At 56.1% G+C, this 14930-nt stretch carries 12 protein-coding genes; 7 read left to right on the plus strand and 5 right to left on the minus strand.

The window, feature by feature from the left end; translation table 11 throughout:
• Positions 1 to 117: 117 nt before the first annotated feature.
• The gene (locus Poly41_RS00665; protein WP_231615303.1) at positions 118 to 1431 is read right to left on the minus strand and encodes an anti-sigma factor family protein; all 1314 of its coding nucleotides are present in this window, start codon (positions 1429 to 1431) and stop codon (positions 118 to 120) included.
• Between the two features lie 216 nt (positions 1432 to 1647).
• Here Poly41_RS00665 and Poly41_RS00670 point away from each other — a divergent pair, with 216 nt between their 5' ends.
• Positions 1648 to 2217 (plus strand): hypothetical protein, encoded by a 570-nt coding sequence (locus tag Poly41_RS00670; protein ID WP_146524009.1) that lies wholly within the window; start codon positions 1648 to 1650, stop codon positions 2215 to 2217.
• A 53-nt stretch (positions 2218 to 2270) separates the two neighbouring features.
• Here the strand turns inward: Poly41_RS00670 and Poly41_RS00675 are convergent, their stop codons facing one another.
• The gene (locus Poly41_RS00675) at positions 2271 to 3278 is read right to left on the minus strand and encodes a hypothetical protein (protein WP_231615304.1); all 1008 of its coding nucleotides are present in this window, start codon (positions 3276 to 3278) and stop codon (positions 2271 to 2273) included.
• Positions 3279 to 3543: 265 nt separating this feature from the next.
• Between Poly41_RS00675 and Poly41_RS00680 the strand changes: the two genes are divergently transcribed.
• A complete protein-coding gene (locus tag Poly41_RS00680) occupies positions 3544 to 4983 on the plus strand; it encodes a glycosyltransferase (RefSeq protein WP_146524010.1) in 1440 nt (479 codons plus the stop codon).
• Positions 4974 to 6053 (plus strand): hypothetical protein, encoded by a 1080-nt coding sequence (locus Poly41_RS00685; protein ID WP_146524011.1) that lies wholly within the window; start codon positions 4974 to 4976, stop codon positions 6051 to 6053. The genes Poly41_RS00680 and Poly41_RS00685 overlap by 10 nt, the downstream gene beginning before the upstream one ends.
• 284 nt (positions 6054 to 6337) lie before the next feature.
• Here the strand turns inward: Poly41_RS00685 and Poly41_RS00690 are convergent, their stop codons facing one another.
• Positions 6338 to 6862, minus strand: a complete 525-nt coding sequence (locus tag Poly41_RS00690) for a hypothetical protein (RefSeq protein ID WP_146524012.1) — start codon at positions 6860 to 6862, stop codon at positions 6338 to 6340.
• A 216-nt stretch (positions 6863 to 7078) separates the two neighbouring features.
• On the opposite strand from Poly41_RS00690, the gene Poly41_RS00695 reads away from it, so the two are divergent.
• A complete protein-coding gene (locus tag Poly41_RS00695; RefSeq protein ID WP_146524013.1) occupies positions 7079 to 8779 on the plus strand; it encodes a 30S ribosomal protein S1 in 1701 nt (566 codons plus the stop codon).
• A gap of 77 nt (positions 8780 to 8856) precedes the next feature.
• Positions 8857 to 9477, plus strand: a complete 621-nt coding sequence (locus Poly41_RS00700) for a class I SAM-dependent methyltransferase (protein ID WP_146524014.1) — start codon at positions 8857 to 8859, stop codon at positions 9475 to 9477.
• On the opposite strand, the gene Poly41_RS00705 is transcribed toward Poly41_RS00700, so the two are convergent.
• Positions 9464 to 9781 (minus strand): hypothetical protein, encoded by a 318-nt coding sequence (locus tag Poly41_RS00705; protein WP_146524015.1) that lies wholly within the window; start codon positions 9779 to 9781, stop codon positions 9464 to 9466. The genes Poly41_RS00700 and Poly41_RS00705 overlap by 14 nt on opposite strands.
• A gap of 148 nt (positions 9782 to 9929) precedes the next feature.
• Between Poly41_RS00705 and Poly41_RS00710 the strand changes: the two genes are divergently transcribed.
• Both Poly41_RS00710 and Poly41_RS00715 read left to right on the plus strand, forming a co-directional pair.
• Positions 9930 to 11624, plus strand: coding sequence for a Na/Pi cotransporter family protein (locus tag Poly41_RS00710; protein WP_146524016.1), 1695 nt, complete (start codon positions 9930 to 9932; stop codon positions 11622 to 11624).
• 338 nt (positions 11625 to 11962) lie between these two features.
• Positions 11963 to 13000 (plus strand): DUF5658 family protein, encoded by a 1038-nt coding sequence (locus Poly41_RS00715; RefSeq protein WP_146524017.1) that lies wholly within the window; start codon positions 11963 to 11965, stop codon positions 12998 to 13000.
• Between the two features lie 428 nt (positions 13001 to 13428).
• On the opposite strand, the gene glmM is transcribed toward Poly41_RS00715, so the two are convergent.
• Positions 13429 to 14778, minus strand: a complete 1350-nt coding sequence (glmM, locus tag Poly41_RS00720; protein ID WP_146524018.1) for a phosphoglucosamine mutase — start codon at positions 14776 to 14778, stop codon at positions 13429 to 13431.
• Positions 14779 to 14930: the final 152 nt, after the last annotated feature.

Here is a 14930-nt window from a genome sequence, read left to right on the forward strand (position 1 = left end):
GCAATCTGCAACACCTGTTGCGATCTTGCACAGCACAACGAATCAAACTGCCGTTCTGGCGATTCCCTAGCCCTATTACGCTAGCGGCGTGCCAAACAAAAGAAGAAATCGCTCAGCTTAGTGAACGACGACCAAGACCCGACTGATCACGTCAGCCGATTCATCGCCGAACAGACTGCCCATGCCGGCCGCGAGTCCCGTCTCGGAGGCGTCCTTGGGGGTGCGAGCGAAGGGGCGGTCACTCAAATGACCCACCAAACCATCGATTCCCGCATTGCCAAGATCCAAACGCCACGAGGTTGCCGCATCACGAACCTGGGTCGGATCGACCGATTGAAACGATTCGACCATCGCCATCAGCGGCGTGTCATTGGCCATCCCCAAACCGACCGATTCGATGCCCTGTCGATCCGCGACCAAGTTCAAGAAGAACTGATCAAGTTTCTTTGCCGGAGCTTCTAAGTAAAGCACCGTGGCCGAGGAAGCATCGGACGCCGAAGTGCCCGCGGACTTTTGAGCAAACCGCACCACATCTTCGTCAATCTCTTTCCGACTCGCCAAACTAATCCCGCCTTCTTCGAGCGCCTTCTCAACCGCTCTCGAATCACGCCCCTCCATCGTCTGGCGAACATCTAAGATCAAAATCGCGGCAACCGACATCACCGGTTCCGGTTGGCGCCCGGGCAACACAAGCCGCGAATCCGCAGTCGCCGGTTGCTTCGAATCCGCCACGTTCACCGGAATCGAATCGGCCAAAAGATTGGCTGCGTCAGCATTCAAGGACGTATCGGAACGACTCGGGCTTGGATCGGTGACCGCAATCATCGGCGCTGGCGTGTCGTCTGCAACGGGATTTTCCATCTCTGGGACATCGACCCGCCTGTCTTGGCTCGGTGCGATCGCATCCACGGTCGGCGAGTTGCTGGGAACCCCATCAACACTGGCTAAATCACTGTCTGCTAAATCACGGGCACGGGGATCCGCCAATGCAACCGGGGCGGTTTGGGGGTCAGGACGCAGTGCCACAAATGCGATGGTGACCGAAGCGGCCACCGCGACAATCGATGCAGCCATTTTCCACCACGCCGGTCGAACCTGCAAAACGCTCGTCCCCGAACGAATCGGGCTGGGCTGTTCCGCCAACCGCATCACCGGGTGATCGTCCGCCAAACCTTCCGCGCGTCCCCGAGAGACCGTCGATTCGATGACCGCTTGCGCGAAATGCTTTGGCAGGCGAATGCTGCGGTCTTGGTCCCAAACATGGCGCAAGGAGGCGCGAATCTGCTGCATTTCCTTCAATTGGCGCGCAACCTCAGGCTCGCTTTCAAGCATTTGCTCGACACGCGTTGTTTCGTCGCTGCTTAGCGCGTCGTCCATATACGCGCTGAGCATGGTTTCGAGGAGGTCTTTGGGAACGGACATGTTCTTCACCAGTTTCGCCATTTCGGCAGGCGATCGTTGCGAGGCAACCCGATTTGGGCCACATTGGAGCGTTTGACAGCGAACACTTCGAACAATCGATTCGCTGCAATTTTAACGTTTCTGAAGACCCTCCTGGCCTTCCCTTTGCGGTCGGATGCTTTTGTACTCATTAAAGTTCCCTATTGCTCCCCAGAAAGACGATCAAAATGCCTTTAATGTGTACACATGAACCCATATGAGCCCTCGAAAGCCTTGCCCACCGAGACGGCACCGGTACCGTTTCCCGACCCGGGACCGATCGATGTTGCCTTCCGAGTCACCCGAAGAGACCTGCGATACGCTGAATCGCAATTTGTCCTCAAGCTTCATCTGCTGCGTCTTTCGCTCGGGTCCTTCGCGATCATCCTCGTCAGTTCGGGGATAGTGGCAGGGCTCGCCATGATGGGGCACTTCGTGGTCGGTTGGATCGCAGCCATGATCCTGTCCGCAACGGCGTACCTCGCGCTCGTGCATCGGTCCAAGATGGAAATCCGAGAGCAGTTGGTGGTTCATGGCTTGACCCCCAACGCAAGATGCAACCTGCGACTTCGTGGCGATCAGTTGGCATTGGCGACGCCAACCGGAATCTACCGATGGCCAAGAAAGGGCGTCACCGTCCACCGCACGTTCCGGGGATTGCTACTGTGCCCGGAGCCCCGGATCTATTTGTTCGTTTCGAAACGCAGCGATTTTCAAAACGAAACGTACCGGACATTTGCAACGCGCACCACCGGTACGCGAAGTAGCCCTACGTGAATCCTTCTCCCCGAGCGGTTTGCCACAGCTACGAATTGGGGTAGGACGGACCCCTAGCGACGCTGACTTTGTCGTGACGCCATCTGTTGCTTGGGTCGCAACAAGTAGACCTTTGGGTCATCCACGATAAACGTCGTGCTCCAGCGTCGACCGTCATCGGCGCTACAGATGTTGTAAAAGAAGGTGCGAAAACGTTCGGCCTTGTAACTGTAGGGGAATTGACTGGTGATGTAATCCGCCTCGGTCAACTCATCAACGCCCGGGGACGCGTAGTAGTGAACCATGCCGTCGGGCGTGACGCTCATCCCCAGCGTCCACCATCCGGTCGTCGTAATTTGTGGCCCACGGAAATCGCCGCCGCGGCGGTCTGCTCGCATCCGTAGGTAAGCGTAGTCGGCATCCCGTTTCGAGTCAGCCTTGCTCTCGAACTCGACGAACATTCCGGGCCAATAGATCTCGTTTCCCATTTCTTCCTTGGTCCGTTTAAAGATCCCGATCCCGACTTCTTTGTCTACCATCGCCGTGGTTTCCAGTGCCAAGCGGAAGCCAAAGTGCGGCCCGCTACGATGTTCCCATTCTGCCACGGGCGGTAAGAAAACACGTGTCGTGACACTGGGGCATTCGGAGATATCGATTCGCCGTTTCAAACGATATTGGACGTTACAGATGAAGTCGTCCTGATGCATCTTGCCTTCGGGGCGGCCGGGGATCCCCGTAAACTTCGATTGCATTAGCAACGCACCGCGACTACCCGCCAATCCACCGGCGGGCGTCAAAACACGCTTGACCACGTCCGGATGACCACGTTTGACCCCCTCATACCAGCGACCGTTGGTGCTCTTACCCATCGGGCTGCGTTGGTTCTCGTCGATATCCTCCGTGCTCTTCGGGTTATTTGGCACGTAGGACCAACCGGGATCCTCAAAATCGTCCGACACGCCAACGATTTCGGACCCCGATCCGGGGACAACCGCTCGCTGGGCCGCAGCCGTTTGCATGAGGGTCCCGCTCAGCAGCAGCACTGCGATCGCACTCGTAGCGCGAGAAATCGTGATACGCATGTTTCGATTCATCCTTTCATGATTGCGAGCCGTGGTTTCGATCACCGCTCGCGACCATCCGTCACTATCGGAAGGTTCTCTGCCGCACGTCAATCACGTGCGCGCCGCTCCTCCACCCGTTTAATGCGTACAATCGGCACATCCCTATCCCGTGCTGAAACAAATCCACGTTCCATTCGACGCATTCAACCTAGACACCCCCCTATTTTTCGTGGTAATTGTCCGTAGTTCCTCCTTGAAAACATGAGACTCGCCGGTTGCTAGCATGCACGATCCCACACCTCGCTTGTTATTGTTCGATGACAACATCCACTCCCTCGGCGGTCATTTTCTTGAGCTAGCCTCGCTGCTGATTCAAGGCGCGAAACAGCTCGGCTATACCACTTGTTTGGCGACACATCATTCGTTTAAGGCCTTCGATTCGGTCGATTTTGCAAACGAGGTGTTTCCGGTCTTTCGCGTCCGACGCATGGTCGAGTGGTCACTCGGAGTGGATGGAAGATCGAAGGTCCGCCGGAAGGTGGATGGATCGAGTGTGGGTGGCAGCTGGATGGAAAATCAACGACAAGCACTCCGTGGTCCGTTGTCGCGTCACGAACGCCGACCGCAAGTGATGCTTCATCGATGGTCGCAGGCCTTCTTCGATTTGCTATCGCACTGGCAAGTCGATTCACGTGACACGTTGGTGGTCAACACCGGTGACGATTTTGTCTTGTTGGCACTCGCCACGGCGCTGGCGAAGCGAGACGCAATCGATCCAGATGCGACGCCGCTGACGATCCATATCGTCTTTCATTTTGGTGTCTACGATCCAATCACGACGGAGCAGCGCAAACGGCAATTTGGTGCCCAAGTGAATGACACGCTCCGCCAAATGGCTTCTCATCATCTTCATCTGCATGCGACGACCCACTCGCTAACGAGCCAGTTGAAGCAGGTGGGTGTTTCGGTGACGCCCATTCCCTACCCGACGCGATACCGGCCACCGTCACTCGGTTCGTGTGATCCAAGTGGACGGCGCAAGATCGTGTTGGCGGGAACCCCCCGGCCAGAGAAGGGGCGTCATATGATTCCTGAATTGTTGTCGACAATTCACCATCCCTATTTGTCCAATGGGGAATATCAAATGTCGATGCAGATGCCAGCGAGACGATGGAAGCGGATGATTCCCGTGTCCATGCGACCGGAATACCGGCGGGCCAGCGCAGCGGATTCACAATCCGTCGCATCCCCCTCGAAGGGTCTCTTTGAAATCAAACCGTCCGACATGCCCGCGACCGACTACCACCGCTGGCTCGATACAGCCGACGTCGGGCTGTTTTTGTACGAACCCGAGCGTTACGTTGCCCGCTGCAGTGGGGTCTTGTTGGAAATGCTGATCCGTGGCGTCCCGGTGATCGTCCCGAACCGCTGCTGGTTGGCCGATCAAGTGCGTGAAGCGGGAGGGGAGGGTTCGGTAGGTTACATTTACAACTCATTGGATCAGATTCCTGAAATCCTTGATCGGCTTGGCAAAGACTATGAGTCGATACGACGTCAATCCATCCAATACGCATCCGAGATTGCCCGTCGCCACGCGTCGGTCAATACGCTTCGGCAGATGGGAATTGCAGACGCTCGACAAGTGCATTTGCACCGGGTGCCTCTGCGTCCGACAACGAACGAGTTTTCACGCGGCTTGCAAGGAACTCACGCATGCAACTGAAAAACGTCTTACGGTTTCCTTTTGACATTCATCGCGCCAATCGCATTTTGGCGAATCGAGCTGCGACGATAATCGATCTTGGACCGATCTATCCAAACCGACCGATCGTTCTGGATCTCTACACCTCGCAAATGTTGCTCGATTGTGGACGTCACTTCGCATCGTTGGCCCATTACAGCGGCAAAATCGGTTCGCGGTTCGCGGTCCGTTCGACGCGCCTGATGCTCGCCGGGATTGCCCACAAGCGTTACGGTGCCGAGATGCTTGCTCAGCCACACGCAACCTGGATTCCGGCTGATGGCGAAATCCCCGCTGCTGCGTTGGTGCTATCGGATGTGTCGTTGAGTCAGCAAACGCGGTCTCGTTCAACCGGTCCAACCTTTGAAATGTTGATCGGCCGAGACATTCCGCCCAACCGGCCCGTGATGCCGTACCCGATGCATCCCGCGACACTGAGTGGCTTCGAAAAACATCGATTGAATGATCTTCGCGAGCCGAGAAATCGCGAGGGAATCTTGTTCGCCGGCAGCCAAAAAGCGAGGTACAGCCGCAATCCAATGCAGCGAACCTTCGGCGTCCTCGGCCGGTTGCAATTGTTAGAGACCTTGCGTCAGATCCAAGATCCATCGATCGTGTTGCGAGATAGTGCCACGGAGCCTATTGAGGCAAACGATTGGCTTCCCTTCTTGGCCAAGCATCGTTTCTTTGTCTGTTGTCCTGGCGTTGCACAGCCGATGTGCCATAACTTGATTGAATCGATGAGTGTTGGGACAATTCCGCTGATCGAATATGGTGATCGATTGCGACCCGAACTCGTGGACGGATTCAATGCCGTTTGTTTTCGTGGCAGCAATGGGTTGCGAGAAGCGATCGCGAGAATTCGAGGCTTCTCGATCGACCAACTTGAGCAGATGTCACGAAACGTCAGCCAAACCTACGACGAATCCCTCTGCGGAAAACAATTCTTGCGTTCGCTGCGAGATGCAACCGTTGATACCGCGGCGGGGCAAGTCGTGATGCCGTTTCACAGCGAGAACTTGTTTGCCAGCGAGCGATCGGATGCCGCCTAATCGCTTGCTTCTAGGGCGAGGGTGGGATCGCAAGGCTTCGGACGCCAAGCTTGAATGGCTGACGATCCCATAGAAAAAACGGCCTAGGATTTTGCCCCCCGCACGATAAACACTCAAAACATTCATCGCTGAGTAAAAACCTAGACCGCTTTTGGGCTCGAGTCGGCCTGGCGTTCTTTGCCCCACACATTGCACGCCAAGTCTTACTCAAGCATTTCTTTTCATCGGCAGCAAAAAGGGGTAAAGTCCAATCCAATTGAGGAAAACCGATCGAGCAACCGTGGCTACTGGATCACGTGGGCCATCAACAGCTGCCATTCCGACCACTGCACCGATTCACATTCCGATTGTGATGGTTTTTCTGCATGGGGGGCCCGAGCGCAGGCGTCGACAAAGGAATCGGCATCGGGATAAAGATCACCATGCAACTCGGCGAGCGAGGTCCAAACGGGGTGCGCTCCGACACGTCGAAACCAATATTTGGCATTTCCAAAATCACCTTCGCGGCGATGCATGATTCCATGCCAGAAACTCCCCTCGGGTTCGCCGATGCCCTGGCTAAGGGTATGGCTCCGGTCCAAGTCGCCCGCCAATAGCCACAAACCGCTCAAGCAGAGCTGCTGGCCTCGTGGCTTGATCCCAACCTGAGCGAGTTTCGCCGGAAAATCCTTCGCCGAGATTAATTCCGCGACCCCAACGTTCCTCGGACCTTCGCCGAGGCTTGGCAGCATGGCATCTCGAACGGCCTCGATCAGATCGTTGGGAAAGACGGATAACGCGGATTCCAGAGCAGGGGCAAGTTGTGGCACGGCGGGTGACTCCGATCTGGGTTCACGAACAGGGGAATGGAATTCGGTAACGATCAATGATGTCCCAGAAGACAGCATGGTCAGAGCTTTTCAAGGCTACCGGGACGATCCGAGGACTGCTAGACTGGTGCGATGATTCGCGGATGATCGAAGGGTCCGCGAACGCCAACGTAACATTTTACCACTCTTCGCTTCCGCTTTTGCCAGAACGATCTGATGACTAACGGCGAACATCCTGCCACGGACGCATCCGCGCCAATCGCCCCCGCTTCGGCGACCGATCCTGCGGCTTCCCCCGACATTCAAGCCCCCCAAGACGTCAAGACGGATGACGGTCCCCCCACATCCGTAGCGGCGGAATCGGAGGCGACGGAATCGGGGACGCCAAACGATGCTGCCACGCCATCCGCCACCGATCAGCCCAGCGAAAAGTCCCCCGGTCCGCTGGCGGCAGTCGCTCGCGGTGCCGGCCCTTTAGCGGCTCGAGGACTTGGGATTGCCAAACCGGCCTCGCCCAGCGTTTCTCCCGAGTCCTTGTCCGCATCGAGTCAGCCCACGGAGAAAAAGAAGCCTGCAAAGAAGAAAAAGGGGCCGCCGCGGCCTCGGCTTCAAGGCGAAAAAGAGTCGTCGGACCAGCCCGTCGTGAAGGCTGCCCAACCGACCAAGGTGGCCGTCCCCAATCGCCGCGATTCCTTGTCCGATGATTTACAGGCGGAATTGGACGCTGAGCTGGGGGCTGCCGATGTGGACGCCATCCTAAGTGGATCGGCCGGGATGCCTGACCGCTCCGAACCGCTCGCCGAAGGGACCCGGGTACACGGTCGAGTCCTGAAAATCAATGAGGATTCAGTGTTTGTCGCCTTGGGCGGTCCCGACGAAGGGGCCGTTCCGTTTGAGCAATTCACGGGTGAAGAACCCAAACCGGGTGACGATGTCGAAGTGATTGTGCGTGGGTTCACCGGCGAAGATGGTTTGTACGTCTTGACCTTGCCCGGTTCGGCTGTCGAAGTCAGCGATTGGGATGACATTCAAGAGGGATCGGTCGTCGAAGCGGTCGTGACGGGACACAACGCAGGGGGATTGGAATGCAATGTCGGCAACATTCGCGGTTTCATGCCCATCAGCCAAGTGACGGAATACCGGGTCGAAGATCTGTCGGAGTTCGTCGACCAGCGTTTGATCTCGCTGGTCACCGAATCGAATGAGCGACGTGGCAACTTGGTGCTGAGTCGCCGAGCGATTCTCGAGCGCGAACGCGAAGAAAAACGTCGCGAGCAAATGGAGCAAATCGAAGTCGGCGACACGATGGAAGGTGTTGTTCGAAACGTAAAAGATTTTGGTGCCTTCGTGGATCTCGGTGGTGTCGAAGGGCTGATTCACATCAGCAAGCTGAGTTGGGATCGCGTCAAGCACCCCAGCGAAGTCATCGAAGAAGGCCAAAAGGTGAAGGTCAAGATCGACAAGATCGACAAGCAAAGTGGCAAGATCAGTTTGTCCTACCGCGACCTGCTCGAAAATCCTTGGGATGTTGCGGAGTCCAGTTTTGCCGTCGGGACGATCCAACAGGGGACCGTCACCCGCATTGCACCGTTCGGATGCTTCGTCCGACTCGGCGCTGGCGTCGAAGGACTCGTCCATATCAGCGAGTTGGCAAACCATCGTGTTTCCAAGGTCGATGCATTTGTGAGTGAAGGACAAGACGTTGAAGTGAAGGTGTTGAGCTTTGATCGTGATGCCCAGAAGATCGGTTTGTCGATGAAAGCCGCACAAGCGATCGCTGCCGGTGACAACGATAAACCGGAAATCGAAGAGGAGGAACCTGTTCGTGATGTCGCGGTGAAACCGATGCACCAAGGCCCGCTAAAAGGTGGGAACAACCAAGACACCGGCGGCGAACGATTTGGTTTGCGTTGGTAACGTCCTCGTTTCGCCCACAGGGTACATTCGGTGGGTGCGCTTCGGCGCCCCCCACTTGGAACGGTCAAGAACCCAACATGCTTGAAACGATTTCGATTCCTCGCTTGCCGCTGCGGGTCGACGCGCACACTCGGTTGATCGACGAAGCCAACGACCGCGTTGATCGTTTCACCAAGAACCGGCGGCCCCCCATCGATAACTTTGTGATTTCGGATTTCGCATTGGTCGGCTCCGCGATCCACTGGATCGTGAAGGAGCGATTGATGTGCGGCGATGCGTTTTGTGAATGGGGAAGCGGCTTTGGGGTGGTCGCGATGATCTCGTCGATCGAGGGATGCGATGCGTGCGGGATCGAAATCGAGCCCGATTTGATCGATCAAGCGAGGCGAATGGCGGACGACTTCAAGATCCAAGTCGAGTTTGCCGAAGGTAGCTTCCTGCCCGACGATCGATCGCAACTTCACGAGATCCTCCGAGAGGTGGACAACGTCGACTTGGATAGCGCCAGCGGCTATGAAGCGTTGGGCAAATCAATCGATCAGTTCGACCTGGTCTTCGCGTTTCCGTGGCCGGGCGAACAGGCGTTCTTTGCAAAAGTATTCGATGAATTTGCATCCAACGGCGCGTTATTGTTAACCTACAACGGCATCAATCAGCTGCAATTGCAACGTCACATTTGCTCCGCTACGGTGAATTAGCCGGTAGTTCGGTCGTTTCGATTGCCTCGTATCGGCGCCGATTTAGCAACCGTTGCCACCAATTCGCTCGCCTCAGCATCGGGTCATTTGAGCTGACTCGATGGCGCTTTCCGCGACGCGTGCACAACTGCACCTCGCCTGAATCGAGTAGCTTTTCCACAATCCAGTATTTGTCGACCGTGTAGTGATAAAGATCGCCCTTACTGGCCGGATGAACATTGGATGCTCGTTGCCCGGGTGAAGTGCTGCTTTTTTGCTTACGGTAAATCACCCAGTCACCGCAATTCCATTCCGTTTGACCCATTTTCGGTCCTCCTCTCTCTATTAAGGCAGAAGGTTGCTGGCAAAGCAATTGGCCACTGGTTGCTTCGAGACTCTGCCAAAGTAGAATCCTCGTCTGCTTCTCCAAAAAAACACTCAAATCACTCCACTATCTTCATAAAGTCGGTCCCTTGGAATTTCCTGTCCTTGTCGAGCTCATTTGTGGCCTGATCGGCGGTCTGGGTATCTTTCTACTCGGTATGAAGAACATGTCCGAGGGCATGCAAGCGGTCGCCGGCAGCAGTTTGCGCCGCATGATCGCGGCGGTCACCAAGAACCGCATTTTAGCCACCCTCGTCGGCGTCGTCGTCACCTGTCTGGTTCAATCCAGTTCGATCACGACCGTGATGGTGGTCGGGTTCGTCAACAGTGGTGTGATGGAATTGTCACAGGCGATCGGCGTGATCATGGGGGCAAACATCGGCACGACAATCACCGGTTGGATTTTGGCGTTGAAGATAGGGAAGTATGGCTTGCCACTGCTCGGCGGTTCTGCGTTTGTCTACCTGTTTTCACGTGGCGACCGATGGCGATACTGGGCAATGTCGATCATGGGGATCGGAATGGTTTTTTTCGGCCTCGAATTGATGAAAGACGCGTGCTCGATCATCAAACAGTTACCCGATTTTGAGGCCTGGTTCCACGCATTCAATGCGGACAGCTATGTGGGTGTCTTGAAGTGTGCGATGGTCGGTTGCATCATGACCACCTTGGTTCAATCGTCCTCCGCCACCCTGGGGATCACGATTTCGTTGGCCAGCCAGGGGGTGATTACATACGAAACGGCTGCGGCTCTCGTGCTGGGCGAGAATATTGGGACAACGATTACCGCGTTCTTGGCTTCATTGGGGGCGACCACCAATGCTCGCCGGGCTGCCTATTTCCACGTCATCTTCAACATGATGGGTGTCCTGTGGATCACCTCGATTTTTTGGTGGTACATCGATTTTATCCAACGTGTCGTTCCGATGGTCACCGGGGGAAGTGTGACCGAGACGGTGACCGTCGACGGCGTTGTCACCTACCCTAACATTACCGCTGGGATTGCCGCGACCCACTCGGTCTTCAATATCGCCAATACGGTTTTGTTCCTAGCCTTTGTGCCGTTGTTTGTCCGGTTCTTGAATTGGCTGGTCCCCTCGAAAGGCTACAAGGAAAAGCCGCGGTTGACCGACTTGGATATCCGAATGCTCGATACGCCCATGTTGGCAATTGAGCAATCGGGGCGTGAGGTCGAACGGATGGCCGACGGGTGTTCCAAAATGCTCGCTTGGCTCGCCGAATTGATTCAACAAGATTCGCCCGACCGAGTCATGGGCGACCGGCTCAAGAAACGCGAGCAAGTGCTTGATTCGATCCAGGACGAAATCGCGGTCTATGTCACGAATTTGTTGTCCGGGAATCTACCGCACTCGGCTGCGGATGAAGCGCGACGCCAATTGCGAATGGCTGACGAATACGAATCGATTAGCGATTACCTGACGAACCTTGACAAGTTCGATCGAAAGCTGCGCCGCGATGGATTGCGATTCACCGAATCGCAGCGATTGGACTTGGTGGAACTGAATCACCACGTTTCCGAATACATGCAGGCGGTCAATGAAGCGTTGCACAAAGGGGACGCCAACGTCGTCACCAAAACGGATCCTGCGTCCAAGCGAGTCAAGACGCAAATCAAACTGCTGCGTCGAAAGCACCTTGATGAGCTTTCGGGCGGTGAGATTGCCCCGCTGGTGAGCGTGGCCTACTTGGCCTCACTCAATGCGTTTGCCCGTGTTCGAGACCATCTGCAAAACATCGCCGAGTCGATTTCAGGCGAAAAATAAAAAAAATCTTGCTTCGAGGGCACCCTATTTGCCCTCGATCTCGCTTTGAGGTCGACTATTCGCCGGGCCCTACGGAGGTGACGAAATCGCGCTTTGCGGAGGGTTCCGCGAAACCTTAGGCTGTCGCTGTGGTTTCATCCGAATGTTTGGTGACGAAGCCAGCATCGGCCCCGACCCTTTGCGATACGAGACTGCCTTCGATGGTTTTCAATCGTTCTAGTGCTATTTTGCGTTTGGCTTGCCTGCCGCGGATAAGATTCAGTCTACCGCTGCGTCAATTCGCCTCGCTCATCCTCTGCGGCTTCCATTTCGCTGTACTTGCGAGCACAGCCCAAGCCGTGGTTCAGCCTCATCCCGATGACTCGGAGGTGGTCGATCGTGGATTCCTCTTTTTTGACGGCAAATACATCGAACGGCCGTATGTGTTTTATCAACAGGGTTCCGAGTGGTATGTCAACGAGTACTCCTTAGCGAGTCTCGATTACCAAGCTGGCAACAAAGGGCAACCGTTTCCCCCAGACAGAAACCAGCGGTTTGGTGGCCGAAACGAATTCGGCCGCAGAACGGCGAGATCGACAAATGTCGGACGGCGTCCCCCGAGCCCCGACGATCGGAGCCCCGTCGACCGGGGTGTCCGTGATGTACAGTCCATGCTCCACAGCGGCGGGTCAGCCGTTTGCTTCGCCGGTTTTCAACCGGTTACCTTTGATCGAACCAACGCCGGTGCGGAACTGATACAGCGACTAAAAGGGGGGGGCGACATCAAAGGGACTGAGATGGAAGAGAGCTACAAGATCGGCCCGGTATCGGAGCAGGCCCGCGATCACATTGAACAATGGATCGCGAGCTATGAACCTTCGCGGGCATTCCTCCAGAACGCCAACCCGGAACTCAAATACCTCTCCTGGGTCAACAACAATACCCAATCCGTCAGTGAATCGGTTTTGCGATTGCAACGCTGGAGCTATCCGCTGACCCTTTTTGCAATGGTCTTGGTGGTGCTCGGGTTTGGCCACTTGCTGTCTCACCGACCAAGCGAGAGTGATCAAGGGGATCAACGAGCAAAACGAGAATCCGATCGTCTGTTCCGTCGTTCTCTGCTGCTGATCGCCGGGTTATCGTTGCTCGATCTTGTTTGGACTATCTTGGCTTCACAATCCGGCACGATGAAGGAACTGAATCCAATTGGCAGTGGGATGATCGACGATCCGTTGCAACTGACCGCGTTCAAACTGTTCGTGACCACCATGGCAATTGGACTGTTCTATATACTGCGGCGGGCACCACTGGCTCAGCGAGCTTCGTGGTGGAGCTGCTTGGTGCTGACGCTCGTCGCGGCCCGATGGCTGGTCTTCAATTCGATGTTCTTGTCGTAACAAACAGTTCCGTCGGATGAACCAGAAAAACCGTCTGCCATCCCACAAAAAAACCCGCCTGCCGAGACCAAAAGGTGTCTCGACAGACGGGCGAGTTCTCGCGTTATCCAAATTTAGATGATCGCGAGTGGGGTGGCTGCGCCGAAGCATCAGCCCGCCGACTTTTACTACGGGTTACCACCCCGTTGGCAAGTACAGCAATATTCCACTTGATCACCTCCTTCCACTATTTGGTTAGACGACCGCCACCCAGGTGCCAACCAGAATGGGCAGCCAATCGTACGGAAAGTTGACGTCGCGACGCGTCATCGCGACCCGGCATCTCCATTATCCTCACCCGTCAACGCGCGGACAAGGGATTTTTTTGGAGATATTTAGGAAGAGGCAACGGGCAAGTCACAGGTTCGCCGGTTCGATCACCGTTTTCCTTAGATTTCCGCCAATTTCTCGGCTGCTGCGGCACACAACGATTTCGCCTCCTGCTCGGTTTCTGCCTCCGCGATCAGCCGGACAATCGGTTCGGTATTGCTGCCACGGACCAGCAACCATTTGTTTTTCCATGCTAAACGCAGCCCATCCCCCGTCGACGCTTCCGCGTCCCGATGGGAGTCGATCAGTTTGGCAAACAGTGCCGGCAGCATTTCGGCAGACACTTGGGCTTTGGTTTTATGAATGTGTAGTTTGGGCAATGCGTTGGCCAGCTCCGAGAGCGCTTTTTGAGTGGATGTCATCAAGTCAAGAACTTGAGCCATCCCGACGAAGCTGTCTCGCACGTAACCGACCCGTGGATCAATGGGCCCCCCGTTCCCTTCGCCACCGTAGGTTGCTTTCTTTGCGATCATCATGTCCGCCACGTTGGCTTCACCCACCGCGCTGCGATACGACTCGACTCCCGCCGCCGTCGCCAACCGCTCACTCATCCCACTGGTGGCGCCATTGATCACCACGGGACCGCATGTTTCCGGTTGTCCTAACGCTCGCTGAACACATAGCGCCAACGTGTACTCTTCGCCAATGTAGCGACCGTCCGCATCGACCAGCGCCAAACGATCCGCGTCGGGATCCTGGCAAAAACCGACATGACACTTGAGCCGGCAAACTTGGTCGGCAATGCCACGCAAATTCTCTGCCGTTGGCTCCGGAACGTGTTCAAATTGGCCGTCGGGAACTCCCCCCAACACCACCACGTCGCACCCGAGTTGCTTCAACAATCGCTCGCCCATCAACGCGCCTGCCCCGTGATTGCTGTCCAGCAGTACACGATGACCGGCAGCCGCGATGCTCTCAACATCAACGGTGTTCAAGACCGCTTGCAAATGCGCCGCATGAGGGTCCGCTTCGCAGCAGACCGAACCGATTCGATCAAAGCCACACCAATCGGCCTGGCCGTCAAAATAGGCATCTCGAATGGCCGCACCGCGATCCGCGTCGAGCACACGGCCCTCGGGCCCAAACAATTTGATGCCGTTGTAGGGCGGTGGATTGTGGCTTGCCGAAACCTGGATCCCGCCAGCCGCGTTCCGTTCGCGGACCAAAACACCGAGCGTCGGTGTGGCCACCACATCCGCATCAATGCAATCTCGCCCGCAGGCACGCAGTGCCGCAAGGATCGCCTGACAGAGCATCGGGCCGCTGCTACGACCGTCGCGGCCAACGATCACCGGCCCAGCAGGCAATTTCGAGGAGAATGCCGCAGCGAAACGGACCGCCACGGTCGGGGTTAGCGACTGGCCAACGATGCCACGCAAGCCACTGACGCTGATAATGAGGTCGCTCATAAGTCTTCTTGATTCGTTTGTTCTAACGCTGCCAATTCGATAGGGGGCCACGTTGCCAGTGACAGCCGCAAACCAATAGAATCGTCTCGCCTGACGTGATCAAGGTCGGGTAAGTCGAAACCTCGCTTGTCCTGAATCAGCCGTACCCAACC

Source organism: Novipirellula artificiosorum (assembly GCF_007860135.1).
Lineage (GTDB): Bacteria > Planctomycetota > Planctomycetia > Pirellulales > Pirellulaceae > Novipirellula_A > Novipirellula_A artificiosorum.

Coding starts and splice junctions, on each gene's coding strand:
- Poly41_RS00705 (WP_146524015.1), bottom strand. CDS start 9,781: ATGGGTCAAACGGAATGGAATTGCGGTGACTGGGTGATTTACCGTAAG.
- glmM (WP_146524018.1), bottom strand. CDS start 14,778: ATGAGCGACCTCATTATCAGCGTCAGTGGCTTGCGTGGCATCGTTGGC.
- Poly41_RS00695 (WP_146524013.1), top strand. CDS start 7,079: ATGACTAACGGCGAACATCCTGCCACGGACGCATCCGCGCCAATCGCC.
- Poly41_RS00680 (WP_146524010.1), top strand. CDS start 3,544: ATGCACGATCCCACACCTCGCTTGTTATTGTTCGATGACAACATCCAC.
- Poly41_RS00700 (WP_146524014.1), top strand. CDS start 8,857: ATGCTTGAAACGATTTCGATTCCTCGCTTGCCGCTGCGGGTCGACGCG.
- Poly41_RS00685 (WP_146524011.1), top strand. CDS start 4,974: ATGCAACTGAAAAACGTCTTACGGTTTCCTTTTGACATTCATCGCGCC.
- Poly41_RS00675 (WP_231615304.1), bottom strand. CDS start 3,278: ATGCGTATCACGATTTCTCGCGCTACGAGTGCGATCGCAGTGCTGCTG.
- Poly41_RS00670 (WP_146524009.1), top strand. CDS start 1,648: ATGAACCCATATGAGCCCTCGAAAGCCTTGCCCACCGAGACGGCACCG.